The sequence below is a fragment of the Nonomuraea sp. NPDC049504 genome (assembly GCF_040676845.1).
GTDB lineage: Bacteria > Actinomycetota > Actinomycetes > Streptosporangiales > Streptosporangiaceae > Nonomuraea > Nonomuraea salmonea.
This window is the reverse complement of sequence record NZ_JBFAPT010000030.1, coordinates 14,541-40,486: the sequence shown is the minus strand read 5'-3', so window position 1 is coordinate 40,486 and position 25,946 is coordinate 14,541. Positions and strand designations below refer to the sequence as shown.

Below are 25,946 nucleotides of genomic sequence, written 5' to 3'. Positions count from 1 at the left end.
AGGAGGTAAACCTACCGGCTTCGCTTGTGTCATTTGCTGCGCACACGTTAACGAGCGTGGAAAGCGACCGCGCGAGGCCCGCCCTCATCGTCACCACGGCGTCCGGCCATCGCTGTCAGGCACCAAGGATAACCCGATCCCGCAGGCCATCGCCCTGGACGTACGCCTGCAGGCGCGGTGAAGAGCGGCGAGCCCCCGGTCGCCGTACGGCACGTCACACGGGCTTCTCGGTCACCCCGGCCGAGTCGAACGTGGCCACCTCGTGCAGCACCCGCACCGCCGCGCACACCGTCGGGAGCGCCAGCAGGCCGCCGGTGCCCTCGCCGAGCCGCAGCTCCAGATCCATGATCGGGCGCAGCCCGAGGTGGTCGAGCGCGGCGCCGTGGCCCGGCTCGGCGGAGCGGTGGCCGGCCACGCAATGGTCGGTGACGGCGAGGTCGAGCGCCGCGGCGACCAGCGCGGCGGCCCCGGAGATGACGCCGTCGAGTATCACCGGCACGCGCGCGGCGGCCCCGGCGAGGATGAACCCCGCGATGGCCGCGTGCTCGAACCCGCCGACGGCCGCGAGCGCACGCAGCGCCTCGCTGGGCGAGGAGGCGACGTCGGCGAGGGCGTGGGAGCGCATGGCCTGGCGGACGATGCCGACCTTCAGCTCGTACGTCTCGTCGTCGATGCCGGTGCCCCGCCCGGTCACCTCGGCCGGGTCCCTGCCGGTGAAGGCGGAGACGAGGGCGGCGGAGGCGGTGGTGTTGGCGATGCCCATGTCGCCGGTGATGAGGCAGCGGGCGCCGGAGTCCACGAGGTCCCTGGCCACCTGGATGCCCGCCTCCAGCCCCCGGACGGCCTGGTCGACGGTCATGGCGGGGCCCGCGGACAGGTCGGCGGTGCCGTACGCGATCTTGCGCTTGATGAGCCCCGGCGCGTCGGGCAGGTCGGCGGCGACGCCGACGTCCACCACGGTCACGGACGCGCCCGCCTGCGCCGCGAAGGCGTTGGCGACCGCGCCGCCGGCGAGGAAGTTGGCGACCATCTGCACGGTCACCTCCTGCGGCCATGGGCTGACGCCGCGCGCGTGCACGCCGTGGTCGGCGGCGAAGATGGCCAGGGCGGCCGGCTCGGGCATGGGCGGCGGGCTGACGCCGGCCGCGCCCGCGAGACGGATCGAGACCTCCTCCAGCGCGCCGAGCGAGCCGCGGGGCTTGGTGAGGCGGTCCTGGTGGGCGCGGGCGTCGGCGAGCGCCCCAGGGTCGGCGGGGCGGATCGCGGCGAGCGTCTCGGCGAGCACGAAAACCTCCACTTACGGGACGAGTTGGAGCGCTTCTTCGTAGCGGTCGATGACGACGTCAGCGAGTGTCTCGCAGTCGCCGATCACCTCGGCGCAGCGGATGTCGAGATCGGGGTGCCCGGCGCCGTACGCCAGCGCCTGCGCCCACACTCGCTCCAGCAGCCCGCCCGCGAACAGCAGGTACGGCACCACGATGACGCGCTTGGCGCCGAGCCGGCGGCAGCGTTCGAGCCCGCCGGGCACGCCGGGCGGCGTGACGGAGACGAACGCGGTCTCGACGGTCATGAAGTCGTAGGCGTGGGTCTCCCAGAACAGCCGGGAGACGCGGTGGATCTCCGCGTTGGCGGTGGCGTCGGTGGAGCCCTCGCCGACCAGGACGACGGCGGTCTCGCCCGGCTCGACGTGGGCGTGGAGGTCTTCGGACGGCGAGGCGTCGACCGCGCGCAGCCGGGGCCTGGCACCGGCGAGCTCCAGCGAGCGCGGACGGGAGATCTCGGTGGCGGCCTCGTTGAGCCGCTCGGCCAGCAGCGCGAGCACGCGCGGGTCGGGGCCGAGGGGGCGGCCGTAGTCGTACATGAGCGTGGGGTGGCGCTGCTGCTCAAGCGCCATCGCGGCCGGGAACTCCTCGCCCACCCTGCTGAGGCTCAGCGGCAGCGCGACCAGCCGGTGGTGCCCCCGCGCGACGAGGGAGGCGACCGAGTCGCTCAGCCGGGGCGTGGCCCGCTCGAGATAGCCGCCAGAGACGTCGGCGCCCGTCTGGTCGAGGCGGCAGCGCAGGCGGTGTACGAACCTGCCGAACTCGGCGGCGTAGGCGTCGTCCTGTGAGCCCTGCCCGATCAGCAGGAGCGGCGGCTTCATTGAGGGATTCTCCGGTGCGGTAGACAAAGTCACGCGAGGATAACCGATGCGCGCCGGTAGGGAACAGGTCACCCTGTGTGCGCGGGCCTGGCGTGCACCACGAAGACGGGGTCGGCGGCGGTCAGGCGGTGTGCGCCGTCGGGGTCGACGCTCAGCCTGGAGGCCAGGATCTGCGTACCCTCGCCCCGGTAGCCCTGCTCGCGCAGCCGGTCGAGCACGGCGGGCACCTGCTCGACCTTGCGCAGCGCGCAGACCAGCGCGCGTGGCCGCCGCGCGGCGCAGGCGTCGATCACGTCGAGCCCGCCGCCGCCCACGTAGACGGCGTCGGGGTCGGGCAGCGGCTCCAGCGCGGGCGGCGCCTGTCCCCTGGTCAGCGCCACTTTCACCCCATGTTCGAGTACGTTGGCGCGCAGCGCGGCACAGCGGGCCTCGTCGCGTTCGACGGCCACGACGGCCGCGCCGAGCCTGGCGCACTCGACGGCGATCTGGCCGACGCCGGCGCCGACGTCCCAGACCAGGTCGCCGAGCCGCGGCCCCAGCTTGGCCAGCACGTACGCCCGCACCTCGGGCGGGATCCCGTCGTCGCCGAACGCCAGCGCCCACTCCTGCGGCCCCGGCTGCGCGCCCGCCACCCAGCCCCGCTCGCCCGGCCGGTGCAGCGGATCGACGACGAGCACCACGTCGGGGTCCTTCCACGGCCGGGTGGTGGCCTCGCCCATGCGGCTGTGGGTGACGCGCTCGTCGGGGCCGCCGAGGTCCTCGCAGACGATGAGCGCGCGCGGCGTGGTGGGCGCCAGCTCCCTGGCGATCTCGGCGGGGCCGACGCCGGGCGCGACGAGCAGGGCGACCTTGGGGTGGGCGCGGCAGGCGTTGACCACCCTGGCGAGCTGGGCGGGCCCGGACGGCGCCACGACCAGGGCATCGTCCCAGTGCAGCCCGGCGCGGGCGAAGGCCCTGCCGACGAGGGACGTGGCGGGCAGGACGTCCGGTTTGAGGCCGTGTGCCCGCAGCTCGCGGACGACGCCGAAGAAGCCGGGGTCGCCCTGGACGAGCACGACCGCGGGGCCCTCGCCGTGTTCGAGATGGTCGTCGATGGTCTCCAGCAGCGACGTGTCCCGCGCGGTCGCCGCGTTCAGCTTGAGCTGCCCGATGATCGCGTCGGGGCCCACGACGAGCCCCGCCTCGTGCAGCCTGGTCACCGCCCTGGCCGACAGCTCGGAACCGTCCCAGCCGACCACCGTGATCATGCGCCTCACCGTCCTCACCTCAAGGGTGACGGCTGCGGAGGGGTTTCACAAAGGGGGACGGGGTCAGTCCGCCGTGCCCTCAGGCCAGATCCGACGGGATGAGGCTGTAGACGACCAGGTCCTCGCCGGCCAGCGACGAGCGCGCGACGCCCTCGCGGACGAAGCCGGCCTTCTCGGCGACCCGCTGGGAGGCGGTGTTGGCGGTGGCGGCGCGCAGCTGGAGCCGGGCGAAGCCGTGCCGCTCGAACAGCCAGCGGGCGACGGCCAGCACGGCTTCGGCCGCGTAGCCGTTGCCCCTGGCCCAGGGCGCGGTCATGTAGCCGACCTCGGCGGTCCTGTTGTGCCAGTCGAGGTCGCGCAGGTCGAGGTTGACCGCGTACCTGCCGGTCGCGAGCTCCTCGGCGGTCCAGGCGACGCCGATGCCGCGGATGCGCTGGCGCTCGGTGTGGGCGATGTAGGCGCGCGCGTGCTCCTCGGTGTAGCCGCGCGGCACGCCCGTGTACTCCTGGGTGAGTGGGTCGGCGCCGGTGGCCGCCAGGTGCGGCGCGTCGCGCGGCTCCTGGGGGCGCAGCCGGAGCCGCTGGGTGAGCAGGTCCGCCTTCGGCAGCGTGGCGCCGGGTGCCGGGCTGTCGGTGCGCAGCAGGCCGAGAACGACGAGGTCGTGCGTGCCGTCGTCGTCCAGCACGGCTTCGCGGACGACGCCCTCCCAGGTGAAGCCCGCTTTGCGGGCGACGCTGAGCGAGGCGTGGTTGTCCAGGTTCGCGGTCAGGTCGATGCGGCGCAGCCCGACGGTCTCGAACGCCCACTTCGCCAGCCCGCGCACCGCCTCGGTGGCGAAGCCGCGCCCCCGGTAGAGGGGGTGCACGCCGTAGCCGACCTCGGTCGTCCCCGTGCTCCATGAGGTCTTGAACAGGCTGATCGCGCCCACGATGATGCCCTCGCCGTCGGTCATCGCGAGGTGGATGCCCTGGCCGCTGCGGCGCAGCTCGTGCACGCCCTGCCGCAGCCACTGCTCGACGCCGCCGGCCTTGGCGGGCGCGCCCGGCGGCAGGAACCGTACGCCGGACTTGACGATCGAGCGGATCCTGGGCTCGTCCGCAGGGCCGAACGGCCGCAGCGTCAGCCGGGCCGTGGCGATGCGCACATCGGGGTCGAACACGCTGGGCAGGGTACACAGCCGCGATGTTTGCCCACGAAAGCGGGGGTAGGGGCGCATCAGAGAGGAGTGAGAGAAGCATGGAACGTGGGAGCGACAAGCACGGACCCCGCCTGGACGAGGAGCAGAAGCACGAGACCGAGGGCATGATGCGCGGCGGCGGCACGACGCACGCCGAGGAGTGGAAGGAGCCCGAGGCCATGCCGTCCGCCGGAGAGGAGTCGTCGTCGTACCCGCCCGGTCACGCGCCCGGCGTCTCGGAGGGCATGACGCAGCGTGACGTGGACGTCCGCAGCGACCTGGCGAAGTGGCTGAGCGACACCCATTGGCCGGCCTCGAAGGAGGAACTGCTGGCCAGGGCCCGCCGTGAAGGCGCTCCCGATCCCGTGACCGACATGGTGGAGTCGCTGCCCGATCGCGACTACACGAACATGTCCGACATCGCCAAGACCCTCGGTCTCGGCGTGGAGCAGCGGAGGTTCTGAACCGTGCGGCTCGACTTCATCCGCCCCCTGTACGACCGGCGCGGACCGTACGCGTCGGTCTACATGGGAGCGCTCACCGTCCCGGAGCGCAAGGCCCACTGGCGCAGCGTCCGCGACCGGCTCGACCACCAGGTGGACGACGCCACCATCGAGGCGCTCGAAGAGGAGGCGCTGCAGGCCGCCGCCGGGCGGGCGCTGTTCGCGACGGACGGCACGGTGGTGCTGGCGGAGTCGCTGGCGCGGCCGCCCGATGAGCTGGCCACCTGCTCGCCGCTGCCGCACGTCACGCCGATGCTGATGCGGCGCGGGGAGAACGTGCCGCACATCCGGGTCATCGTGGACCACGCGGGGGCCGAGGTGACCGTGTACGGCGGCGGCGCGCCGCGCAGGACGACGGTGGAGGCCGAGTCGTGGCCTTTGCAGAAGACGTCACAGGGCGGCTGGTCGCAGCGCCGCTACGAGCAGGCCGTCGAGGACACCTGGGAGAAGAACGCGGTCGCGGTCGCGCACGAGATCGACGAGCAGGTACGCAGGATCGGCGCGGAGCTGGTCCTGGTGGCCGGGCAGCCGAAGTCGCGCTCGTACCTGCTGCGCCATCTCGGCACCCAGTCGGCCGACCGCGTGACGATCGTCGAGCACGGGAGCCGCGACGACCACGGGCAGTTCGAGAAGGACGTGGAGCGCGCGCTCGACGAGTGGCTCGCCCGCCGCTGCGCCGAGTTGCTCGAACGTCACCAGGAGTCGGCCGCGCCCGCCGGGCCCGCGCGCGTCGCGCAGGCGCTGCGCGAGGGCCGCGTGCACGCGGTACTGATGCCCGGTGAGCTGCCCGCGCCGGTCTGGGTCGGCGATGGCGGCACGCAGGTGGGCACCGACCCCAACGAGCTGCGCCACTGGGGGGTGGCCGAGCCGGTGCGTGAGCGCGCCGACTCCGCGCTGGTCAGGGCGGCCGCGATGACGGACGCCGAGGTGTGGTTCACCGACGACGTCAAGGACGTCGCCGCGGTCCTGCGCTACTGACAGAAACGCCGCCACGGCGCCTCACCACAGGCCAGGACGCCGCCACGGCGCCTCACCACAGGCCAGGACGCCGCGACGGCCCATCGCCCAGACCAGGACGCCGCGACGGGCCACCGCCACCGGCCAGGACCGGCGGTGGCACTCAGCAGAGTGCCTCAGGTGCTGATGACCACTTCCAGGGTCCGGGGGCCGTGGACGCCCTCGACCCGGTTCAGCTCGATGTCGCTGGTCGCCGAGGGCCCGCTGATCCAGGTGAGGGGCCGCGACGGGTCGAGCCTGGCGATCGCTTCAGGCACGCCGGGGACGATCTGGTCCGCCCGCACCACGCACAGGTGGTAGTCGGGCACCAGCGTCTGCGCCCGCGTGCCCTGGCCGGGGCCATGGTCGAGGACGATGGTGCCGGTCTCGGCGACCGCGACCGCGCAGCCGGTGATCACGCCGTCGGCGGTCCGCAGGTCGGGCCAGCCGCCCTCCCGGTCGAAGCCGTCGGGGACGACCATCCTGCGCTCGCCCAGACACGCGTCGATGGTGGCCGGCACGTCGGCAGCCGCCACGACGTGCACGATCGCGCGGTAGTCGTCCACCCGCTCGGCGAACAGGCGTACCAGCTCGGCCGTGTCCACCTCCCGCCGCACGCGGTAGCCGCGCGGGATCTCGACATCGGGCGCCCCCGCCACGGCCCTGCCGATCCTGGCCAGGATCTCCTCACGCGCGCTCATTCCGCCTCCTCGCCCGCGCCGCCGCCGGTCCGCTTCCACCAGTCCCTGAACGGCTCCTCGGGGATCTCCGGCACGTCCCTGGTGTCGGTCCACGCCGACAGCGGCCCCGGCAGCCGTCTCGGTACCACCTTGCGCAGGCGGGAGGCCGCGCGCTGCGCCTTGGCCAGGCGTTCGTGGTCGTCGAGCACCCAGCCGGCCACCTTCATGCCGGCCTTCTCGGCCGCGCCGTGCGGCGCCTTGGCGCGCAGGTCCACCAGGACCTCTGGGATGTCGATGGCGACCGGGCACACCTCGTAGCAGGCGCCGCACAGGCTGGAGGCGTACGGCAGCGAGGCGTCCAGCTCCGAGGTCATGCCTCTGAGCTGCGGGGTGAGGATCGCGCCGATCGGCCCGGGATAGACCGAGCCGTACGCGTGGCCGCCGGCCCGCTCGTACACGGGGCACACGTTCAGGCAGGCCGAGCAGCGGATGCAGCGCAGCGCCTGGCGGCCCACCTCGTCGGCGAGCACGTCGGTGCGGCCGTTGTCGAGCAGCACCAGGTGAAAGTCCTGGCCCTCGACGGCGCCGGTCCACATGCTCGTGTACGGGTTCATCCGCTCGCCGGTGGAGCTGCGCGGCAGAAGCTGGAGGAACACCTCCAGATCCCGCCAGGACGGCAGCAGCTTCTCGATCCCGACGACGCTGATGAGGGTCTCGGGCAGCGACAGGCACATGCGGCCGTTGCCCTCCGACTCCAGCACGACGAGGGTGCCGCTCTCGGCCACCATGAAGTTGGCGCCGGAGATCGCGACCTTGCTCCTGAGGAAGCGTTCGCGCAGGTGGAGCCGGGCCGCCTCGGTCAGCGCGGGCGGGTCGTCGGTGAGGTCGGCCGAGACGCCGGGCATCTTGTCGAGGAAGATCTCCCGGATCTCCGAGCGGTTGCGGTGGATGGCGGGAACCAGGATGTGGCTCGGGAAGTCGTCGCCGAGCTGCACGATCAGCTCGGCGAGGTCGGTCTCGTACGCGCTGATGCCGTGCTCGGCGAGCGCCTCGTTGAGCCCGATCTCCTGGGTGGCCATCGACTTGACCTTTACCACCTCGTGCTCGCCGGTGGCCTTGACCAGCTCGGTGACGATGCGGTTGGCCTCGGCGGCGTCCCTGGCCCAGTGGACGGTGCCGCCGGCCGTGGTGACCGCGGCCTCCAGCTGGAGCAGGTAGCGGTCGAGGTTGCGCAGCGTGTGGTCCTTGATGGCCTTGCCGGCGGCGCGCAGCTCCTGCCAGTCGGGCAGCTCGCCGACGACGGAGGCGCGCTTGCCGCGAATGGTGTGGGTGGCCTTGCGGAGGTTGAAGCGCAGCTGCGAGTTCTGGACAGCTTTCTCCGAGTTTTCCGGGAAATTTCCTGGCATTCCGAGGAATGTCGCGCTCATTGGGCCTCCTCCGTGGACGCGAGGATCTCGGCCAGATGCATGGTCCTGACGCCCGCCCGCTGCCGGCCCAGCGTGCCGCCGATGTGCATGAGGCAGGAGTTGTCGGCCGCGCACAGCACCTCGGCGCCGGTGTCCAGGATGTTGCGGGTCTTGTCGGCGCCCATCGCGGCGGAGATCGCCGGGTTCTTCACGGCGAACGTGCCGCCGAAGCCGCAGCACTCCTCGGCGCCGGGCAGCGGGACGAGTTCGAGGCCGCGCACGTTCCGCAGCAGCCGCAGGGGACGGTCGCCCAGGTGGAGGCCGCGCAGCGAGTGGCACGTCGGGTGATATGTCACCCGGTGCGGGAAATATGCCCCGACGTCGTCAACCTTCAGGACGTCGATCAGGAACTCCGACAGCTCGTACACCTTGGGCGCGACCTCCGCGATCGCCGCCGCGCCCCGGCTGCCCGGCTTGGCCAGCTTCGGATACTGCTCGCGCACCATGGCCGCGCACGATCCCGACGGCGCCACCACGGCGTCGTACCCGGCGAAGACCTCCGTGAAGTGCCGCGCCAGCCGTACGCCCTCCGTCCGATAGCCGGTGTTGACGTGCATCTGCCCGCAGCAGGTCTGGGCGGCGGGGAAGTCCACCTCGCAGCCGAGCCTGCGCAGGAGCGACACGACCGCCTTGCCGGTGCCGGGGAAGAGCGTGTCGTTCACGCATGTAATGAACAGGGCGACTCGCACGACTCTCCTTCCAAAGGTATGGTCCGACCACAATATGGTCAGACCATACTCGAAGCCATCATGTCCGGCCAGGGAGGGCTGTTGGACGGAACCGGCTGGCGTCCCGTCAAGCGGACGCGGACGTTCGAGGACGTCCTCGCTCAGATCGAGCGGCGCATCGCCGAGGACGGCCTCACCGTGGGCGACCGGCTGCCCGCCGAGCGGCACCTCGCCGAGCAGTTCGGCGTGAGCCGCTCCTCCGTACGCGAGGCGATGCGCGTGCTGGAGACCCTCGGCGTGGTCTCGTCGCAGGCGGGACGGGGCCCCGACGCGGGCGCGGTGCTCACCTCGCGCCCCGACTCGGCGCTGAGCGACCTGCTGCGCCTCCACCTCGGCCTGACCGGCCTGGAGATGCGCGAGGTCATCGACACCCGGCACATGATCGAGCAGTGGGCGGCCGCCCACGCCGCCACCCGCGCCGCCACAGTGAGTGCCACAGTGAGTGCCGCAGGGGGTGCCGCCACCACGGAGCTGGCGGCGGCGCTGGCCGGGATGGACGCGGCCGGGTCGCCTGAGGAGTTCGTTGAGCACGACACGGCCTTCCACTGCGCGATCGCGGACGCCTCCGGCAACCGGCTGGTGGCCGCCATCATGCGGTCGCTGCGCGACTCGATGCGCAAGTACTCGGTGGAGGCGGTGCGCCGGCTGGGCGACACCTCGGTGCTGCGCGCCGACCACGTACGCATCCTCGAGGCCATCGACGGCGGCGACCCCGAGGAGGCGGCGCGAGCGGTCTCCGAGCATCTGGCGCACGCCTACCCCACGCTCTTCCGCTGACCCGCTCACTCCACCCGGTCTCACTCCACCCGGTCTCACTCCACCCGGTCGGCCTGCCGGCAGGTCGCCCCCGAGCACGCGACCATCGCCGACAGCCGCTCGTCCAGCCGGGCCAGCAGCGACAGGTCGGCGGACATGGCGAGGTTGTCGAGCTGGTAGGGGTCGGCGTCGAGGTCGTAGAGCTGCCGCTCCCCCGTCTCGTACCGCACGTACGTGTACTGCTCGGTGCGTAGCGCCTGGTAGGCGGGCACGGGCGTCTGGGCCGCCGACATGCGGTTGGCCGGGCGGACGAACTCCACGAGCACCTGTCTGCGCCACTCCGGCGGCGGCTGCCCGCGCAGCAGCGGCGCCAGCGAGCGCCCCTCGGCGAAGTCCGGAACGGTGGCGCCGCCCAGCTCGGCGACGGTCGGCGCGAGGTCGATCGTGGCGCTCATGTGCGCGACCGTCGAGCCGGGCGCGACGCCCGGCCCTCTGACGACGAGCGGCACCCTGATCGCCTCGTCGAACGGCGTGGTCTTGCCGTGCTTGATCCGGTGCGTGCCGAGGTGGAAGCCGTTGTCGGAGGTGAAGAAGACGTAGGTGTTCTCCAGCTTGCCCGACTCCTCCAGAGCCCGCAGCACCGAGCCGACCAGGTCGTCCACGCCGAGCATCGAGCGCAGCCTGGCGCGGTGCCGCTCGTCGACGGCGGCCTCCGCGCGCGGCGACAGCGGCGGCTGCATCTGCATCCACAGCGGCTCGGCACTGATGTCGTCCTGGTCGTACGACGGCGTGCGCGGCGCGACCTCCATCGGGAAGGCCTCGGCGTGCCGGAAGGCGGGATTGGCCGGATTGTGCGGGCCCACCGGGTTCAGATAGAGGAAGAACGGCTGGTCGGAGGCCGTGATGAAGGAGCGGGCGTGACCGGCGAGCACGTCGGACAGGTAGTCCTGCTCGGCCCAGCCGTAGTCGCGCAGCGCGCCGTTCTCGTTGAGCCGGTAGCCGTACTCCTCGTAGAGGGCGCGTACGGGGACCCGCCAGTCGTTCCAGCCGGGCGGCACGTACGTCTCGGGCGCCGAGTTCCCCGGATAGTGGTTGAGGAACTTGCCCATCAGCGCGGTGCGGTAGCCGGCCTGCTGCATCCAGGTGCCGAGGGTGGAGCGTTCCAGGCCCAGCTCGTGGAAGCGGTGGAAGCCGCCCTCGGGAGCGGTGTTGGTGAGCACGCCGTGGCTGTGGACGTGCTGGGAGCGCAGGATCGACGAACGGGACGGGCAGCACCAGGAGTTGGTCACGAAGTGGCGGTCGAACGAGGCGCCCTGGGCCACGAGCTGCTGGGTGATGGTCGGGAAGTGGTGGAGCGTGCCGGTCTCGAGGTCGTCGGCCATGATGACGACGATGTTGGGCCGCGACTGGCTCTGGGCCACGCTGGGCTCGGCCGCCGGCAGCAGGAGCAGCAGGCAGACGAGTCGCGACAGGGCCTTCAGCACAGAGTGTGACTTCCCCGGAGGATCCGCCATTGACACGTTGGGCCGCCACGGCAGTAATAGAACTTAATTCCGGAGGTGGTCCTTGAAATGAAGCTCGGCCTGAACCTCGGCTACTGGCAGCGCGGCGCCGACGACGCGACCGAATCGGTGCTGGCGGCCGAACGGCTCGGCTACGACTCGGTGTGGACCGCCGAGGCGTACGGCAGCGACGTGTTCACCCCCCTCGCCTGGTACGGCGCGCGTACCAGCCGCATCAAGCTCGGCACCTCGATCGCGCAGATCTCCGCCAGGCCGCCGGTCACGACGGCGATGACCGCGATGACCCTCGACCACCTCACCGGCGGCCGGCTGCTGCTGGGCGTGGGCGCGTCGGGCCCGCAGGTCGTGGAGGGCTGGTACGGCCAGCCGTTCGCCAAGCCGCTGGCCAGGACCCGCGAGTACGTCGAGATCATGCGCAAGGTGTGGCGCCGCGAGGAGCCGGTGACCGGCGAAGGCCCGCACTACCCGCTGCCGCTGCCGGGCGGCCTCGGCAAGCCGCTCAAGCTCATCACGCACCCGCTCCGGCAGGACATCCCCGTCTATCTCGGCGCGGAAGGGCCCAAGAACGTGGCCCTGGCCGCCGAGGTGGCACAGGGCTGGCTGCCGCTGTTCGCGTTCCCCGAGAAGATCGAGCAGATGTACGGCGACGCGCTCGCCGGCGCCCCCGCCGGCTTCGACGTGGCCGCCATGGTGCTGGTGGTGATCTCCGACGACGTACGGGCCGCGCTCGATGGCGTCAAGACCATGCTGACCCTCTACATCGGCGGCATGGGCGCCAAGCAGCGCAACTTCCACGCCGACATCATCGGCCGCATGGGCTACGCCGAGGCCGCCGAGCACATCCAGTCGCTCTACCTGGCAGGACGCAGGGACGAGGCGTTCCGTGCGATCCCGGACGAGCTGGCCGACGGCATCTCGCTCGTCGGCCCGCCCGGCCGGATCAAGGAACGCCTCGAGCTGTGGCACCGCAGCCCGGTCACCAGCCTGCTGGTGATGGGGGTGCGGGACGAGCCCTCGCTGAAGCTCGTCCGCGACCTCGTGCTCGGCTAGCGGCTAGTCGGGGCGCGGCGCGGGGTCGGTGGTGACCGAGCGCAGCAGCGGCCGGCTCAGCGCGCCCGCCCCGATCACCCCGGCGAAGCCGGCGACGACGCAGACCGCGAGGGTCAGCGCGCCGGTCACGTTGGGCTCGCCGAGCATGAACGGCAGCCCGCAGAACACCCCGGTCAGGATCGCGCCGCCGCCCATCACGGTCAGCGGGATGAGCGTCTCGGACCTGCGCGCCTTGTCGAGCACCTCCAGCGGCGTGCCGGCCAGGCGCAGCAACCCGTACGTCTGCCGCCGGTCCAGCACCGACGACATGGCGGTGATCCCCGAGCTGGTGATGGCCACCAGGAACGACACCGACAGCACCACGATCGTCCCGACCCTGATGTCGGCGAGGATCTCCGAGCCGAAGCGCCGGCCCTCCTCCTGGGTGGTGGGCGTGTGGCCGGGCACGAGGCCGGCCAGCGCGGTACGCGCCCTGTCCAGGGTCGCGGCGTCGGCCGAGCTGCCCAGCGCGGCGACCACGGCCTTGTCCCGCGGCTCGACGGTGGCGGTCACGCCGGCCTCCTTGAGCCGGTCGCGGGCCTGCCCGGCCACCTCGGCGAGCTTGCCCTCGGTGACGCTCACGCTGAGCTGGGGCGGCCCTGTGACCTCTTCGAACGCCCCAGGGCTGAGCAGGCCGAGGAAGCCCGCCACGAACCCGGTCAGCGCCACGCCGCTCACCGTGCGCCAGGCCGAGCGCGGGTCGTCCACGAGCCGCCGGGCGGCCAGCAGCCCGGCCGGAGCGCGCGCGCTCTTGGCCGCGATGCGGCCGATGACGCCGACCACCCAGGGTCCCGCCAGGTTGAGGCAGAGGAACGCCAGGGCGAGCGCGATCGCGATGAGGGTGACGCTGGTCTCCCTGCTCAGCAGGGGGAAGACGGCGAGGGCCGCGAACAGGGCGAGCACCCGGAAGATCCGCATGGCGGGCGGCGTCTCCCGCTTGGCCACGCCGAGCGGGCTCACCACGACCCGCCGCAGCCCGGCCACCGCCGACAGGCCGACCAGCAGCGGCACCGCGACCAGCGCCCCGGCGAGGAGCAGCGGGCCGGGCAGCAGGTCGCCGGCGAACCAGGGGCCGCCCTGCATCTCGATGCGCGTCAACAGCGGCACGGACAGCGCGTAGACGACGGCTCCGGTGAGCGCGCCGGCCAGCGCGACGAGCACCGCCTCGGTCACGGTCATCGCGACGACCTGGCCGGGTGTGGCGCCGACCAGCCGCAGCGCGGCCAGCCGCCGGTCACGTCTCGCGACCGTGAGCCGCGCCGCCGCCCCGCCGAACACCAGCAGCGGCACCACCATGAGCACCATGGCGATGGCGGACAGCCACTGGTAGGCGACCGCGTCCTCGCTCGGCTCCCCGGCCAGGCTCGCGACCTTGACCGGCGGCCTGGACATGACCCAGTCGTCGAGGCGGGGCGCCGTCATCGCGGGCGCGTCCGGTGCCTGGCCGAAGACCGCGACCAGCTCGCCCGGGTACACCAGGGCCTCGTCGCCGATGACGCCCGCGCGCTTCGGATAGCGCGCGGCCAGCTCGGCCGCGGGCAGCTCGTCGGCCAGCTCGGCGAGCGCGGGCGACAGCCACACCTCGCCGGGCGCGGGGAAGCGCGGCAGGCCGGGCGGCGCTTCCGGGTCCGCGCCCTTGAGCGCGGCCAGGTCGATGACGGTGATCTTCTGGTCGCGGACGAAGTCGAAGCGCTGCGCCTCGACGGCGACCGCGCCCGTGGTGGCGGGCACCGGGTTGCGCCAGGCACCGCGCTCGGCCCTGGCCTGGAAGGCGAAATTGGCGGCCACCGCGAACAGCAGCAGCGCCGTCGCCACGGCCACCGCCCCGAACGTCAGCCAGGTGCCGAGCATCCCCTTGCGCCCGCCGCCCTTGATGAGGCGCCAGGTGAGGTCTAGGTTCACGCCATCGCCCCGCTCGCCAGCAGGCGGCCGTCGCGGACCTCGACCGTGCGGTCGCACCAGGAGGCCACGTTGGGGTCGTGGGTGACGACGATCAGGCAGGCGCCGTTGTGCTTGGTCGCCTCCACCAGCAGCCGCATGGTCTCCTGGCCGGTCTGCTGGTCGAGCGCCCCCGTGGGCTCGTCGGCGAAGACCACCGCCGGCTTGGTCACCAGGGCCCTGGCGATGGCCACCCGCTGCGCCTGGCCGCCGGACAGCTCGCCCGGCCGCCTGGTCTCCATGCCGTTCAGCCCGAGCGGCCAGAACCACTCGCGGGCCTGGCGTACGGCCTGCGTCCGCGGCACCCCGCCCAGCATGAGCGGCAGCGCCACGTTCTCGTCGGCGGGCAGCTCGGGCAGCAGCTGGCCGAACTGGAAGACGAAGCCGAAGCGGGTGCGCCGAAGCGCGCTGCGCCTGCGCTCGCCGAGCTTGTCGATGCGCTGCCCGAGCAGGTGCACCTCGCCGTCGTCCGGCTTCATGATGCCGGCCAGGCAGTGCAGCAGGGTCGACTTGCCGGACCCGCTCGGTCCCATGATCGCCACCGCTTCGCCGGCCGGAACGGTGATGTCCACGCCACCCAGCGCCGTCGTCTGCCCGAACCGCTTGGTCAGGGCTCGTCCAACAAGTACGTCGTTCATGGCGACCAGCCTTCCGGGAAGGAAGGGACCGGCGGATCGGCCGTGCGGTCGGTCCGTCATCGGCCGAACGGCCGATCCTCGTCCCGGCCGCTCCATAGAGTTGTCGGGTGACTATTCGGGTACTCATCGCCGACGACCAGCAACTGGTAAGAACCGGCTTCCAAATGATCCTGGACGCGCAACCGGACATGGAGGTCGTGGCCGCCGTCGCCGACGGGGCGGAGGCGGTGGCCGAGGCCAGGCGGCTGCGCCCGGACGTGTGCCTGCTCGACATCAGGATGCCCAAGCTGGACGGGCTGGAGGTGACCAGGGCGCTGGCCGGGCCGGGCGTGGAGAACCCGCTGCGGGTCGTCATCGTCACCACGTTCGACCTGGACGAGTACGTCTACGGCGCCCTGCGCTCCGGCGCCACCGGCTTCCTGCTCAAGGACAGCGGCCCCACGCTGCTCGTCGAGGCCGTCAGGGCCGCCTCGGTGGGCGACGCGCTGGTGTCGCCCTCGGTGACCGTACGGCTGCTGCAGCACCTGTCGCAGCCCCGCACGCCGGCCCCGCTGCCGGCCGCCGACCCGCTGACCGACCGCGAGCTGGACGTCGTGCGCCTGGTGGCCAGGGGACGGACCAACAAGGAGGTGGCCGCCGAGCTGTTCGTGTCGCTGTCGACGGTGAAGACGCACCTCGGGAGCATCCAGGCCAAGCTCGGCGTGCGCAACAGGGTCGGAATCGCGGCATGGGCGTGGGAATCCGGCGTGGTGAGCTGATTAACAGCGGGGCTCCCGGGATACAAGTGAATCAGAACCTCAGCGCATGGCCCGGGGGGAGAACAACGTGCGCTACACCCAGGCATCACCCGCCAGAGCCGCCGCCGTCTACGTGACGCTGACCGCCCAGGTCCTCTCCCTCGCCGCCCTCGTGATCTTCGAGCTGACCCGCGGCCGCGACCTCGCCGTGCAGCTCGCCGCGTTCGGCGGGCGGCCCCAGGGGGCCGACGCCGAGGCGGTGGTGGGGGCGGTGACCCTGTTCGCGGTGCTGATGATGCTGGTGGCGGGCACCACGATCGCCGCCGCCGCCGCGTACGCGACCTGGTTGGTACGTGCCAGGCGGGCCAACGACCGCTCGGCGGCGACCGGTCCGGTGGCGGCGGCCTGGCTGATCCCGCTGGTCAACCTGGTCGCGCCCGTGGTGCTGGTCGATCAGGTGTGGCGGGGCGCCCGCCCGCCGGCCGGCCGCCGGGGCAGGTGGCTGGTCCTGCTGGCCGCGTGGTGGCTGAGCTGGCTGGCCACGCTGGCGATGGTGACGATCCGGCTGCCGCTCGGCTCGTCGGACGTCGACCTGACCGGCGTGGGCGTGCCCGAGCTGGCCTGCGCGGCGGTGGCGGCGGTGCTGTGCGCCGCCACGGTGCGGGAGCTGGCCGGGCTGCAGCGGGCCGCGCGGACGACGTGGACCCTGGAGTCGGGCACCCTGCGGGTCTCCGCGCACCCCAAGCCCGCACCCCAGCCCCGGACACAGCCCCAGACACAGCTTCAGACACAGCTTCAGACGCAGCTTCAGCCGGTGATCCCGCAGCAGCCGCAGGCGCCCGTACAGACCCCTGTGCAGCCGCCTGTTCAGGCTCCTGTTCAGGCGCCGCCTCAGACGCAGCCGCAGACCGGCTGAGCGGTCACGCCGCCGTCGGGCCCGAGCTGCCGGGGCTGGCGTGCCAGAGCTGCCGCGGCGGGTTCGTGGTGACGGCGGGGGCGAGGTCGGAGTAGGGCGACAGGCGGAAGCCGTTGGCGTACTCGATCGGCCGGCCGCCGACGCCCGCCGCCTCCTCGGGAGTCCGGTCGATGAGGGCGCGCACCGCCTCGATGCCCTGCGAGCGCCAGAGCGCGTCGAGGTCGGCCAGGTTCCAGCAGTCGACCGCCCGCATGGTCACCGCCCGCGCCCCCGTGCGCCTGACCACTCCCCTGGCCAGCATCAGCCACGAGCCGAACACGATCGAGGCGCACCGGCCCTGCACCGACTCGAAGAACGTCAGGTCGATCGGCCCGGTCGAGTCGTCGAGCGTGGTGAAGATGATCCGCTGGCCCGAGCGGATGGCCGGCGTCTGGGTGGCCACCTTGACCCCGGCCACCAGGATCTCCGCCCCGTTGCGCTGGCGGAGCAGGTCGCTGGAACGTACCACTCCGAGCGCGTCGAGCAGCTCCTGGTGGAAGCTGATGACGTGCCGGCTGACGTCGATGCCGAGGATGTCCAGCTCGGCCTCGACCATCTCGGTCTCGGTCATCTCGGGCAGCTCCCCCGGCGGCAGCCTCTCGCCGAACCCGAGCGGAAGCTGCACCGCCGGAGGAGCCGCGTTCTGGGGAGGCGACACGTCCCTTTGAGACATGTGGGAGCTGTAGCGGCGGGACTTGCGCGGGCCCGCCTGCACGCCGTGGGCCGAGGCCCGGTCGAGCACGCCCACCTGGGCGATCAGGTCGCGGCGGGTCAGCTCGCCGGGCCGCCAGCGCGGGCCGCCCGGGTGCAGGTCGTGCAGCGCGTCGAGGCCGCCGACCTGGACGATGCGCTCGATCGTGGGCCGCGACGGCCTGGCGCGGTCCCAGAAGTCGGCCAGCGACGTGTACGGCTGCCCCGCCACCATCCGCTCGACCTCCGCCTCGCTCACGCCCTTGATGGCCGAGAACGGCACGCGCAGCGCGTACCCCTTGCCGATGTCGCCGATCCTGAACTCCCTGCGCACCCGCGAGCCGCCCTCCAGCCCGGACGGCCGCACCCGCACCTGCACCCGCGGCCCGAGCCGCTCGACCTGCCAGTCCTTGCCCGACTTGTTGACGTCGAGCGGGAGGATCCGCACCCCGCACTGCCTGGCCTCGTCGATGATGACGCGCGGCGGGTACATGCCGGGCTCGTGGGTGAGCACGCCGGCGAAGAACGCCGCCGTGTGGTGCCGCTTGAGCCAGGCCGACTGGTAGGTGGGCAGCGCGAACGCCGCCGCGTGCGCCTTGCAGAACCCGAAGGAGCCGAACGCGTCGAGCACCTGCCAGGCCCGCTCCACGGCCGCGTCGTCGAACCCGTTGGCCCTGGCCAGCGGCATGAACGCGCGGCGCACCCGGGCGCGGCCCTCCGGCGTGTCGAGCGTGCGGCGCAGCTTCTCGGCGTACGACAGGTCGCGCCCGGTCATCACCGAGATGATCTTCAGCACCTGCTCGTGGAACACCACCACCCCGTGGGTCTCCTTCAGCGCCTCGCGCAGCCGCTCGTGCGGGTAGTACGGCTGCCGCCAGCCGCCCCTGGCCTCCAGGTAGGGGGTGACCATGTCGGAGTTGACCGGTCCTGGACGGAACAGCGAGATGTCCACGATCAGGTCGTGCATCCTGCGCGGCTCCAGCTTGGCGACCAGCTCGCGCTGGCCGGGCGACTCGATCTGGAAGCAGCCCAGGGTGCGGGAGGCGCAGATCATGTCGTACGTCTCCTGGTCGTCGTGGGGGACGTACTGGACGTCGGGCTGCTCGTCGCCGTGCTGGGTGTCCAGCTTCACCTCGATGCCGTCCACCCGCTTGATCTCGCTCAGCGCGTACGCCAGGGCCGACTGCATCCGCACGCCCAGCACGTCGAGCTTGAGCAGCCCAGCCTCCTCCACGTCCTCCTTGTCGAACTGCGACATCGGGAACTCCAGCAGGCTGCGCTCCACCGGCGTGCGGTCGCGCAGCCCCGCGTTGCCGATCAGCACGCCGCACGGGTGCAGCGCGATGTGCCTGGGCAGCCCGTCGAGCTTCTCCGCCAGCCGGAACACCCGGTCGAGCCCCGCGTCACCGAGCCGGCTCTCGCGCAGCTCGGGCAGGTCGTGCAGGGACGCGGTGATCTGCTTGGCCCTGATGTGCGGGAACGCCTTGGCGATGGCGTCGATCTCGTGGGGCGGCAGGCCCATGGCGCCGGCGACGTCGCGGATGGCGCTGCGGGCGCGGTAGGTCTCCATCATGGACACGCAGGCCACCCTGGACTCGCCGTAACGCTCGAAGATGGCCTGGTAGCAGTCGAGGCGGCGGGCCGACTCGACGTCGACGTCGATGTCGGGCAGCCCGATGCGGCCCTCCGACAGGAAGCGCTCCATGAGCAGGCCGTGGTCGAGCGGGTTCACCTCGCCGATGTCGATGAGGTAGTTGACCAGGCTGCCCGCGCCCGAGCCGCGGATGGCGCAGCGGATGCCCATGCCGCGGATCATGTCGGTGATGCCGGCCACCGCGATGAAGTAGCCCGACAGGCGCTTGCGCTCGATGATGGCCAGCTCGTCGTCCAGCCGCCGCCTGGCCTCGGCCGAGCGGTCGAGCCCGCGCCTGAACAGGCCGTCCTCGACCCGGTTGCGCAGCAGCGGCACCGGGTCGCGGCCGATCTCGGGCAGGTGCAGCGCGGGCGGGTCGTTGCGCAGCGCCAGCAGGTCGAGCGGGTCCATCGCGCAGGCCTCCGCCAGCCGCCTGGTGGTGCGCAGCAGGTGGACCATCCGCTCCTGGTCGCCCGCGCACACCTTGGCCGCCACCTGCAGCATCTCCTTGGTGCCCTTGAGGTAGGCGTGGGAGGTCGTGCGGTCGAGGTGGCGCGGGTGCAGCGGGACGAGCTGGCGGGCCGCGTCGAGCACGTCGCCCACCTGGTGGTCGGCGGGGTCGAGGTAGCGCACGGCGTTGGTCAGGACTGCGGGCACGTCCATCGACTCGGCCAGGCCGAGCATGCGCACGGCCGTGGTGGCGTCGCGGAAGCCGTACTGGTCGACCAGCTCGACCACCACGCCGGGCAGGGCGGCGCGCCACAGGCCGAGCAGCGTCCTCGCGTGCTCGTCGCGCCGCTCCGCGACCGCGCGGCCCACGTCGGAGCGGGGGCCGAGCAGCACCACGAGGCCGTCCTCGGCGCCGAATCCGGGCGTGCCGGGGCCGCCCGCCCACTCGGCGAGCAGCTCGCGGGTCACCTTCGGCGCGCCCCGCTCGCCCGCGTAGTGGGCGGCGGTGACCAGGCGGGCCAGCCGCGACCAGCCCTTGCCGCGGGCCAGCACCGTGACGCGGTCCTCCGCCGCGGGGCCGGTGCGCGGGCGCGGCGTGCGGATGCCGGGCACCGGGGTGAACGCCCCGGCGGGCGCGTCGAGGGCCAGGTTGACGCCGACGACGGGCGCGATGCCGGCCTCGGCGCACGCCTGCACGTGCTTGATCGCACCGTAGAGGCCGTCGCGGTCGGTCAGCGCCAGGATGTCCATGCCGTAGTCGGCCGCCCTGCTCACCAGCGCGCGCGGGAACGCGGTGCCGTAGCGCATCGAGTAGGCGGAGCTCACGTTGAGGTGGGGGAACGGGGGCGCCATCAGTCCCACGCCCTCAGCAGCAGCCAGCCGTTGCCGGCGGTGTCGTAACGCAGCTCGTAGGAGCCCACCTCGCGGCCGGGGCTGGCCTCGACCCGCCAGAACTGACGCTCACCCGGGTCGCCCTCGCCGGTCTTCCACCACTCGCGCGCGACCACCCACTGGTCGAGCACGCGGCGGACGAGATAGAGCCGGTCACGCCAGACGAACTGGGTGGGCTCCCCGTCTCGGGTCCACACCTCTATCGGATCGCCATAGAGTCTGCTCAAGACGCGTCTCCCCGCGGCTCTGGTGGTGCCTGTGCTGAGCCACCCGGGGGAAGACGGGCGCTTATGACTCGAACATATGTTCTCCCGGCCCGAAACGCAAGTCGCCCGCCTGCCGGGCGAGCGGGTTCGCGCCGATCGAGTTGCGGATGCTGAAGGCCACGCTGCCCGGGCGATAGCGGTCGTCCGACGACTCCACCGGCCTGCCCTCGTGGGTGGTCGTCACCCGTCGCTGGCGCAGCAGCGGGCTGCCCCTGCGCACGCCCAGCAGACGGGCGTCCTCAGCGCCCGCGGCCACGGCGTCGATGAGGTGCTCGCCATAGGCGAACACCAGGCCGGTGGAGGCGTACAGGGCCTCGGTGACGGACTCGCAGTCGGCGGGCAGCTCCTCGACGGCGGCGGCCACCCACCCGGCGTACACCGTGCGTTCCAGCAGCACGGGCTCGCCCTCCAGCGAGCGCACCCGCAGCACTTCCAGCACCTCCTCACAGGCGAGTCTGGCCGACTCGGCGCCGCTCGCGCGGCGGCGGCGCTGGGCGATCACCTGGCCGCCGAAGCGGTAACCGTTCGCGCGGGCCCACTGAGCGAAGCTGTGCAGTTCGGCGAAGCTCTGGCTGCGCGCTCTGCCGAGCACGATGCGCCTGGCCCCCTGCCGGGAGCCGACCAGGCCCTCGGCGGCCAGCACGGCCACCGCCTGGCGTACGGTGCCGCGCGCCGCCGCGTGCCGCTCCGCCAGCTCGGCCTCGCTGGGCAGCTGGGAGCCGACCGGGTGCACGCCGGACAGGATCTCCTCGCGCAGGGCATCGGCGATCCGTTCATAGCGCGCGACCATTCCCGACCCTCCCCATTCATGAAAGAGCAACATTCATGCGACTTACTGGTGCTCGCTTGTTTGTACAAGTTCCCCTACCTTCTTGCTACACCCCCTGGAAAATGGAGGCGTCGTGTTCACACCTCGCGCCCGTGCGGCCGGCGTTGCCGCAGTCCTGACCCTCCTCACCGCGGCGTGTGGCGCCGCTCCGAGCAGCCGACAGTCCACAACGGCGCAAGGCGGCGTGAACGCGGCCACCGCCACCTCCGCCGCCGACTTCGGCGGGTTCGACAAGCTCGTCGAGGCGGCCAAGAAGGAGGGCAACCTGCACGTCATCGCCCTGCCGCCCGACTGGGCCAACTACGGCGAGATCATCGAGAAGTTCCAGGCGAAATACGGCATCAAGATCGAGAGCGAGACCCCCGACGCCGCCAGCGCCGACGAGATCAACGCGGTGAAGACCCGCAAGGGCCAGGACCGCGCCCCCGACGTGCTCGACCTCGGCCAGTCCTTCGCCATCAGCGGGGCCAAGGAGGGCCTGTTCGCGCCGTACAAGGTGCAGACCTTCGACAAGATCCCCGAGGGGCAGAAGGAGCCGACCGGGCTCTGGGTCAACGACTACGGCGGCTACGTCTCCATCGGCTGCGACGCCAAGCAGATCAAGACCTGCCCGACGAGCTTCGCCGACCTGCTCAAGCCCGAGTACAAGGGCCAGGTCGCGATGAACGGCAACCCCACCGAGGCCGGCTCGGCCTTCGCCGGCGTGTACGCCGCCGCCATCGCCGGCGGCGGCTCCTTCGACGACATCGGCCCCGGCATCGAGTTCTTCAAGAAGCTCAAGGACGCCGGCAACTACAACCCGGTCGAGACCACGCCCGCGACCATCGAGAAGGGCGAGACCAAGATCAGCATCGACTGGGACTACAACAACGCCGCCTACGCCCCCCAGATGGCCGCCAAGGGCATCGACTGGAAGGTGAACGTCCCCACGGACGGCAAGTACTTCCAGATGTACGCCCAGGCCGTCAACAAGGACGCGCCGCACCCGGCCGCCGCCCGCCTGTGGCAGGAGTACCTCTACAGCGCCGAGGGCCAGAACCTCTACCTCAAGGGCTTCGCCAGGCCCGTCCTGCTGCCCGCCATGACCGCAGACGGCACCGTCGACAAGGCGCTCGCCGCGCTGCTCCCCGAGGTCGAGGGCACGCCCACGTTCCCCACCTCCGAGCAGGTCGACGCGGCCAAGGCCAAGCTGGCCACCGACTGGGACGCCGCGATCTCGGGATGAGCCGCTCCCGGTCCAAGGGCTGGCTCGGCACCCTGCCGCTGCTCGCGTTCTTCGCGCTCGTGTTCGGCGTCCCCGCCATCGCGCTGGTGGCGGGGGCCTTCACGGCGCAGGGACGGCCGAGCCTGGCCAACGTCACACAGAGCCTGCAGGGCGGCTACCTCACCGCCATGATCGGCAGCATCAAGCTGTCGGCCATGGTGGCGCTGCTCGGGGCCGTGCTCGGCACGTTCCTCGCGTACGCGGTCGTCACCTCGCGCTCGACCCTGCTGCGCGAGGCCGTGCTGACCGCCTCCGGCGTGCTCGCCAACTTCGGCGGGGTGCCGCTGGCGTTCTTCTGGATCGCCACGCTCGGCAACTCCGGCGTCATCAGCGGCCTGGTGGGGCTGCCGTCCGGCTCCCTCTACACGTTCTGGGGCCTGGTCGTGGTCTACCTGTACTTCTCGATCCCGCTCATGGTGCTCGCCATGGCCCCCGCGCTCGACGGGCTGCGCCCCCAGTGGCGCGAGGCCGCCGCCGGCAGCGGGGCCACCGCCTGGCACTACTGGCGCTTCGTGGCGCTGCCGGTGCTCGCCCCCGCCATGCTGGGCGGCGTCGTGCTGCTGTTCGGGTCGTCCTTCTCCGCGTACGCCACCGCCAACGCCATGGTCGGCACCGTCGTCCCGCTCGTCACCCTGAAGATCGCCAGCGCGCTGACCGGCGACGTGCTGATCGGCTACGAGAACATCGCGCTCGCGCTCAGCCTCGACATGGTCGTCGTGGCCGGGCTCGTCATGGCCGTCTACCTGCCGCTGCAGAGGAGGACCTCGCGATGGCTGCACTGACCGGCCTCGAACGCGTCTCGGGCGACGTCGCTCGCCGCCCCCGCCCGCGGGCCTGGCGGGGCCTGGTGTTCGCGCTGGCCGCCGCGTACTTCCTGATCCCGCTCGGCACCTCGCTCTGGTACACGATCCACACGCCTGCCACCGGCGTGTCGTTCGCCCCCTACGGCGAGTTGCTCACCGCCGACGGCTTCGTCCGCTCGCTGACGCTCTCACTCGGCCTCGCGCTGGCCACCATCGTGCTGGTGCTGCTCCTGACGCTGCCCGCCATGCTCGCCGTACGGCTCTTCGCGCCCCGGCTGCGGCCCGTCATGGAGGTGATCTGCACGCTGCCGCTGGTGGTGCCGCCCATCACGTTCGTCGCCGGGATCGGCACCACGCTGCGCAACGGCACCGAGCTGCTCGAACCGACGCCGTTCTGGGCCACGATCATCGCCGTGCAGGACCCCGGCTTCCCCGTCGTGCTCGTGCTGGCGTACGTGGTGCTGGTGCTGCCGTTCGTCCACCGGTCGCTGGACGCCGGGCTGCGCACCATGGACGTGCGGACCCTCGTCGAGGCGGCGCGCAACCTCGGGGCGTCGTGGCCGTACGTGCTGGCCCGCGTCGTCGTGCCCAACCTGCGCTCGGCCCTCGCCAGCGCGTCGTTCCTGACGCTGGCGCTGGTGCTGGGCGAGTACACCGTGGCCAGCCTGCTCGGGTACGAGCCGTTCGCGGTGTGGATCGTGACCGTCTCCGGCTCCAAGGGCCAGCTGTCGGTCGCGGTGTCGATACTCAGCCTGCTGCTCATCTGGTTGCTGCTGCTCGCCGTGTCCACGGTGTTCGGGAAGAAGAAGGAGGGGAAATGACGGCATCGGTGGAGTTCAGGGCGCTGCGGCGGGTCTTCGGCAGGACGGTGGCACTCGACGGCCTCGATCTGGTCATCGCGCCCGGCGAGTTCGTGGCCCTGCTGGGGCCGTCGGGGTGCGGCAAGACGACCGCGCTGCGCTGCGTGGCCGGCTTCGAGCGTCCCGATTCGGGGGCCGTGCTCGTCGACGGCCGCGACGTCACCGACGTGCCGGCCAACAAGCGCGACGCCGGCATGGTGTTCCAGTCGTACTCGCTCTTCCCCAACCTCAACGCCCGCGACAACGTCGCCTTCGGGCTGCGGGTGCGCAAGGTGCCCGCCCCCGCCCGGCGGGCCAAGGCCGACGAGCTGCTCGAACTCGTCGGGCTGCCCTCCCACGCCGACCGCTACCCGCACCAGCTCTCCGGCGGGCAGCAGCAGCGCGTCGCGCTCGCCAGGGCGCTCGCGCTCGAACCGCGCGTGCTGCTGCTCGACGAGCCGCTGTCCGCCCTGGACGCCAAGGTCCGCGTCACGCTGCGCGAGGAGATCCGGCGGCTGCAGCTCGACCTCGGCATCACCACCATCTTCGTCACCCACGACCAGGAGGAGGCCCTGTCCGTCGCGGACCGGGTCGCGGTGCTGCGGGACGGGCGCCTCGAACAGGTCGGCGCACCCGCCGAGGTGTACGACCGGCCCGCCACGCCGTTCGTCGCCGAGTTCGTCGGCACCATGAACCACCTCGCCGGGCAGGTGGCGGATGACCGGGTGTCCGTTCTGGGGCAGTCGTTGCCGCTCGACGGGCCCGTACCCGATGATCCCTCCGTGGACGTGCTGGTCCGCCCGGAGGCCGTCCAGGTCACCGCCCCCGAGGAGGCTGGAGGTGCTCGCGCCGAGGTCCTCGCCGCGTCCTTCCGGGGCGCCTCCGTACGGCTGCGGCTCGCCGTGGCCGGCGGCGAGGTCCTGGCCGACGTCCCCGGCCACGAGGCCGCCCGTCTCGGCCCGGGGGCGCAGGTGTCGGTCCGCCTGGTGGAACGCCCGGTCCTCGTGGCCCCCCGCACCGTCACGACCCCGGCCCCGGCCGTCGCAGCCGATGCCCTCTGACGTCTCCGGCCCTTCACCACCCACCGCCCCGGACGCGGTGTTGCTGGACATGGACGGGACCTTGGTGGACACCGAGCGGCTGTGGTGGGAGGCGGTCGCCGACGTCGCCGGCCGTCCGCTCACTCAGGACGACGTCCCGCACGTCCATGGGCGCACCATCGAGGACGTGGCCCACCACCTCGGCGAGCCCGCCCTCGCCGCCCGCCTCACCGAGGCGTTCGCCGATCGGGTGGAGCGCGACGCCACGGTCCTGCCCGGCGCGGCCGAGCTGCTGTCCGGCCTGGCCGCCGTCGACATCCCCACCGCCCTCGTCAGCGCCTCGCCCCGCAGCGTCGTGGACCTGGTGCTGCCCCGGCTGGGCCACACGTTCGACCTGATCATCGCCGACGAGGACACCGAACGCGGCAAGCCCTGGCCCGACCCGTACCTGGAGGCCGCCCGCCGCCTGGGCGCGAGGCCCTCGCGCTGCGTGGCCATCGAGGACAGCCCCACCGGCATAGCGGCGGCCCGCGCCGCGGGCTGCCACGTCCTGGTCGCGGGCCCTGAGCACGGGCTCCCGTCCCTGCGCAGGGTGTGCGCCTGCGTCACCCCGTGAAGGCCGTCATGCGGTGAAAAGGCATCTCATGTACGCGTGTCGGGGCCGA

Annotated in this window: 24 protein-coding genes; 11 read left to right on the top strand and 13 right to left on the bottom strand. The window is 72.4% G+C overall.

What is annotated here, in order from left to right:
* Nucleotides 1-214 precede the first annotated feature (214 nt).
* The 4 genes from cobT to AB0K28_RS41455 all read right to left on the bottom strand — a co-directional run bounded on the left by cobT (nucleotide 215) and on the right by AB0K28_RS41455 (nucleotide 4,549).
* The gene (gene cobT / locus AB0K28_RS41470) at nucleotides 215-1,285 is read right to left on the bottom strand and encodes a nicotinate-nucleotide--dimethylbenzimidazole phosphoribosyltransferase (protein ID WP_364381282.1); all 1,071 of its coding nucleotides are present in this window, start codon (nucleotides 1,283-1,285) and stop codon (nucleotides 215-217) included.
* A 12-nt stretch (nucleotides 1,286-1,297) separates the two neighbouring features.
* Nucleotides 1,298-2,143: a sirohydrochlorin chelatase gene (locus tag AB0K28_RS41465; protein WP_364381279.1), complete on the bottom strand. Its 846-nt coding sequence runs from the start codon at nucleotides 2,141-2,143 to the stop codon at nucleotides 1,298-1,300.
* A gap of 68 nt (nucleotides 2,144-2,211) precedes the next feature.
* A complete protein-coding gene (locus AB0K28_RS41460) occupies nucleotides 2,212-3,390 on the bottom strand; it encodes an SAM-dependent methyltransferase (RefSeq protein ID WP_345409334.1) in 1,179 nt (392 codons plus the stop codon).
* Nucleotides 3,391-3,469: 79 nt separating this feature from the next.
* Nucleotides 3,470-4,549 (bottom strand): GNAT family N-acetyltransferase, encoded by a 1,080-nt coding sequence (locus tag AB0K28_RS41455; RefSeq protein WP_364381276.1) that lies wholly within the window; start codon nucleotides 4,547-4,549, stop codon nucleotides 3,470-3,472.
* A 77-nt stretch (nucleotides 4,550-4,626) separates the two neighbouring features.
* On the opposite strand from AB0K28_RS41455, the gene AB0K28_RS41450 reads away from it, so the two are divergent.
* Nucleotides 4,627-5,031 carry a DUF2795 domain-containing protein gene (locus AB0K28_RS41450; protein WP_345388156.1) on the top strand — a complete coding sequence of 135 codons (405 nt, stop codon included), beginning with the start codon at nucleotides 4,627-4,629 and terminating at the stop codon, nucleotides 5,029-5,031.
* Between the two features lie 3 nt (nucleotides 5,032-5,034).
* On the top strand, nucleotides 5,035-6,048 hold the full coding sequence (locus tag AB0K28_RS41445; protein WP_364381272.1) for a Vms1/Ankzf1 family peptidyl-tRNA hydrolase: 1,014 nt from the start codon (nucleotides 5,035-5,037) through the stop codon (nucleotides 6,046-6,048).
* A gap of 155 nt (nucleotides 6,049-6,203) precedes the next feature.
* On the opposite strand, the gene AB0K28_RS41440 is transcribed toward AB0K28_RS41445, so the two are convergent.
* Genes AB0K28_RS41440 through AB0K28_RS41430 form a run of 3 tightly spaced genes read right to left on the bottom strand, consistent with a single transcriptional unit; the run spans nucleotide 6,204 to nucleotide 8,901 of the window.
* A complete protein-coding gene (locus AB0K28_RS41440; protein WP_364381269.1) occupies nucleotides 6,204-6,767 on the bottom strand; it encodes an LUD domain-containing protein in 564 nt (187 codons plus the stop codon).
* The gene (locus tag AB0K28_RS41435; RefSeq protein ID WP_364381266.1) at nucleotides 6,764-8,173 is read right to left on the bottom strand and encodes a lactate utilization protein B; all 1,410 of its coding nucleotides are present in this window, start codon (nucleotides 8,171-8,173) and stop codon (nucleotides 6,764-6,766) included. The genes AB0K28_RS41440 and AB0K28_RS41435 overlap by 4 nt, the downstream gene beginning before the upstream one ends.
* Nucleotides 8,170-8,901 (bottom strand): (Fe-S)-binding protein, encoded by a 732-nt coding sequence (locus AB0K28_RS41430; protein WP_345388164.1) that lies wholly within the window; start codon nucleotides 8,899-8,901, stop codon nucleotides 8,170-8,172. Before AB0K28_RS41430 ends, AB0K28_RS41435 begins: the two co-directional genes overlap by 4 nt.
* An 81-nt stretch (nucleotides 8,902-8,982) precedes the next feature.
* Here AB0K28_RS41430 and AB0K28_RS41425 point away from each other — a divergent pair, with 81 nt between their 5' ends.
* Nucleotides 8,983-9,717, top strand: a complete 735-nt coding sequence (locus AB0K28_RS41425; RefSeq protein ID WP_364381263.1) for an FCD domain-containing protein — start codon at nucleotides 8,983-8,985, stop codon at nucleotides 9,715-9,717.
* Nucleotides 9,718-9,752: 35 nt separating this feature from the next.
* On the opposite strand, the gene AB0K28_RS41420 is transcribed toward AB0K28_RS41425, so the two are convergent.
* Nucleotides 9,753-11,180, bottom strand: coding sequence for a sulfatase (locus AB0K28_RS41420; RefSeq protein ID WP_364381260.1), 1,428 nt, complete (start codon nucleotides 11,178-11,180; stop codon nucleotides 9,753-9,755).
* 87 nt (nucleotides 11,181-11,267) lie between these two features.
* On the opposite strand from AB0K28_RS41420, the gene AB0K28_RS41415 reads away from it, so the two are divergent.
* The gene (locus tag AB0K28_RS41415; RefSeq protein ID WP_364381257.1) at nucleotides 11,268-12,269 is read left to right on the top strand and encodes an LLM class F420-dependent oxidoreductase; all 1,002 of its coding nucleotides are present in this window, start codon (nucleotides 11,268-11,270) and stop codon (nucleotides 12,267-12,269) included.
* Between the two features lie 3 nt (nucleotides 12,270-12,272).
* On the opposite strand, the gene AB0K28_RS41410 is transcribed toward AB0K28_RS41415, so the two are convergent.
* Together AB0K28_RS41410 and AB0K28_RS41405 are read right to left on the bottom strand one after the other, a co-directional pair.
* Nucleotides 12,273-14,210: an FtsX-like permease family protein gene (locus AB0K28_RS41410; protein WP_364381255.1), complete on the bottom strand. Its 1,938-nt coding sequence runs from the start codon at nucleotides 14,208-14,210 to the stop codon at nucleotides 12,273-12,275.
* Nucleotides 14,207-14,884, bottom strand: a complete 678-nt coding sequence (locus AB0K28_RS41405; protein WP_345388174.1) for an ABC transporter ATP-binding protein — start codon at nucleotides 14,882-14,884, stop codon at nucleotides 14,207-14,209. The genes AB0K28_RS41410 and AB0K28_RS41405 overlap by 4 nt, the downstream gene beginning before the upstream one ends.
* A 107-nt stretch (nucleotides 14,885-14,991) precedes the next feature.
* Between AB0K28_RS41405 and AB0K28_RS41400 the strand changes: the two genes are divergently transcribed.
* Together AB0K28_RS41400 and AB0K28_RS41395 are read left to right on the top strand one after the other, a co-directional pair.
* A complete protein-coding gene (locus tag AB0K28_RS41400) occupies nucleotides 14,992-15,642 on the top strand; it encodes a response regulator transcription factor (protein WP_345388176.1) in 651 nt (216 codons plus the stop codon).
* A gap of 46 nt (nucleotides 15,643-15,688) precedes the next feature.
* Nucleotides 15,689-16,537 carry a DUF4328 domain-containing protein gene (locus tag AB0K28_RS41395; protein WP_364381251.1) on the top strand — a complete coding sequence of 283 codons (849 nt, stop codon included), beginning with the start codon at nucleotides 15,689-15,691 and terminating at the stop codon, nucleotides 16,535-16,537.
* Nucleotides 16,538-16,541: 4 nt separating this feature from the next.
* Here the strand turns inward: AB0K28_RS41395 and dnaE are convergent, their stop codons facing one another.
* The 3 genes from dnaE to AB0K28_RS41380 form a co-directional block, all read right to left on the bottom strand.
* Nucleotides 16,542-20,201: a DNA polymerase III subunit alpha gene (gene dnaE, locus AB0K28_RS41390; protein WP_364381248.1), complete on the bottom strand. Its 3,660-nt coding sequence runs from the start codon at nucleotides 20,199-20,201 to the stop codon at nucleotides 16,542-16,544.
* Nucleotides 20,201-20,467, bottom strand: a complete 267-nt coding sequence (locus AB0K28_RS41385) for a DUF6504 family protein (RefSeq protein ID WP_253759025.1) — start codon at nucleotides 20,465-20,467, stop codon at nucleotides 20,201-20,203. Before AB0K28_RS41385 ends, dnaE begins: the two co-directional genes overlap by 1 nt.
* A gap of 61 nt (nucleotides 20,468-20,528) precedes the next feature.
* Complete coding sequence (locus AB0K28_RS41380; protein WP_345388186.1) at nucleotides 20,529-21,296, bottom strand: GntR family transcriptional regulator; 768 nt, start codon at nucleotides 21,294-21,296, stop codon at nucleotides 20,529-20,531.
* A gap of 223 nt (nucleotides 21,297-21,519) precedes the next feature.
* Between AB0K28_RS41380 and AB0K28_RS41375 the strand changes: the two genes are divergently transcribed.
* Genes AB0K28_RS41375 through AB0K28_RS41355 form a run of 5 tightly spaced genes read left to right on the top strand, consistent with a single transcriptional unit; the run spans nucleotide 21,520 to nucleotide 25,897 of the window.
* Nucleotides 21,520-22,560 carry an ABC transporter substrate-binding protein gene (locus tag AB0K28_RS41375; RefSeq protein ID WP_364381244.1) on the top strand — a complete coding sequence of 347 codons (1,041 nt, stop codon included), beginning with the start codon at nucleotides 21,520-21,522 and terminating at the stop codon, nucleotides 22,558-22,560.
* Nucleotides 22,557-23,381 carry an ABC transporter permease subunit gene (locus tag AB0K28_RS41370; protein ID WP_364381241.1) on the top strand — a complete coding sequence of 275 codons (825 nt, stop codon included), beginning with the start codon at nucleotides 22,557-22,559 and terminating at the stop codon, nucleotides 23,379-23,381. Before AB0K28_RS41375 ends, AB0K28_RS41370 begins: the two co-directional genes overlap by 4 nt.
* The gene (locus tag AB0K28_RS41365; RefSeq protein ID WP_345388194.1) at nucleotides 23,369-24,223 is read left to right on the top strand and encodes an ABC transporter permease subunit; all 855 of its coding nucleotides are present in this window, start codon (nucleotides 23,369-23,371) and stop codon (nucleotides 24,221-24,223) included. Before AB0K28_RS41370 ends, AB0K28_RS41365 begins: the two co-directional genes overlap by 13 nt.
* Nucleotides 24,220-25,302 carry an ABC transporter ATP-binding protein gene (locus AB0K28_RS41360; RefSeq protein ID WP_364381238.1) on the top strand — a complete coding sequence of 361 codons (1,083 nt, stop codon included), beginning with the start codon at nucleotides 24,220-24,222 and terminating at the stop codon, nucleotides 25,300-25,302. The genes AB0K28_RS41365 and AB0K28_RS41360 overlap by 4 nt, the downstream gene beginning before the upstream one ends.
* A complete protein-coding gene (locus AB0K28_RS41355; protein ID WP_364381235.1) occupies nucleotides 25,292-25,897 on the top strand; it encodes an HAD family phosphatase in 606 nt (201 codons plus the stop codon). Before AB0K28_RS41360 ends, AB0K28_RS41355 begins: the two co-directional genes overlap by 11 nt.
* The last annotated feature ends 49 nt before the right edge of the window (nucleotides 25,898-25,946 follow it).

Excerpts from the sequence above, each read along its gene's own strand:
- AB0K28_RS41465 (WP_364381279.1), bottom strand. The coding sequence starts at position 2,143 with ATGAAGCCGCCGCTCCTGCTGATCGGGCAGGGCTCACAGGACGACGCC.
- AB0K28_RS41460 (WP_345409334.1), bottom strand. The coding sequence starts at position 3,390 with ATGATCACGGTGGTCGGCTGGGACGGTTCCGAGCTGTCGGCCAGGGCG.
- AB0K28_RS41450 (WP_345388156.1), top strand. The coding sequence starts at position 4,627 with ATGGAACGTGGGAGCGACAAGCACGGACCCCGCCTGGACGAGGAGCAG.
- AB0K28_RS41440 (WP_364381269.1), bottom strand. The coding sequence starts at position 6,767 with ATGAGCGCGCGTGAGGAGATCCTGGCCAGGATCGGCAGGGCCGTGGCG.
- AB0K28_RS41435 (WP_364381266.1), bottom strand. The coding sequence starts at position 8,173 with ATGAGCGCGACATTCCTCGGAATGCCAGGAAATTTCCCGGAAAACTCG.
- AB0K28_RS41415 (WP_364381257.1), top strand. The coding sequence starts at position 11,268 with ATGAAGCTCGGCCTGAACCTCGGCTACTGGCAGCGCGGCGCCGACGAC.
- AB0K28_RS41405 (WP_345388174.1), bottom strand. The coding sequence starts at position 14,884 with ATGAACGACGTACTTGTTGGACGAGCCCTGACCAAGCGGTTCGGGCAG.
- AB0K28_RS41395 (WP_364381251.1), top strand. The coding sequence starts at position 15,689 with ATGGCCCGGGGGGAGAACAACGTGCGCTACACCCAGGCATCACCCGCC.
- dnaE (WP_364381248.1), bottom strand. The coding sequence starts at position 20,201 with ATGGCGCCCCCGTTCCCCCACCTCAACGTGAGCTCCGCCTACTCGATG.
- AB0K28_RS41380 (WP_345388186.1), bottom strand. The coding sequence starts at position 21,296 with ATGGTCGCGCGCTATGAACGGATCGCCGATGCCCTGCGCGAGGAGATC.
- AB0K28_RS41370 (WP_364381241.1), top strand. The coding sequence starts at position 22,557 with ATGAGCCGCTCCCGGTCCAAGGGCTGGCTCGGCACCCTGCCGCTGCTC.
- AB0K28_RS41365 (WP_345388194.1), top strand. The coding sequence starts at position 23,369 with ATGGCTGCACTGACCGGCCTCGAACGCGTCTCGGGCGACGTCGCTCGC.
- AB0K28_RS41360 (WP_364381238.1), top strand. The coding sequence starts at position 24,220 with ATGACGGCATCGGTGGAGTTCAGGGCGCTGCGGCGGGTCTTCGGCAGG.
- AB0K28_RS41355 (WP_364381235.1), top strand. The coding sequence starts at position 25,292 with ATGCCCTCTGACGTCTCCGGCCCTTCACCACCCACCGCCCCGGACGCG.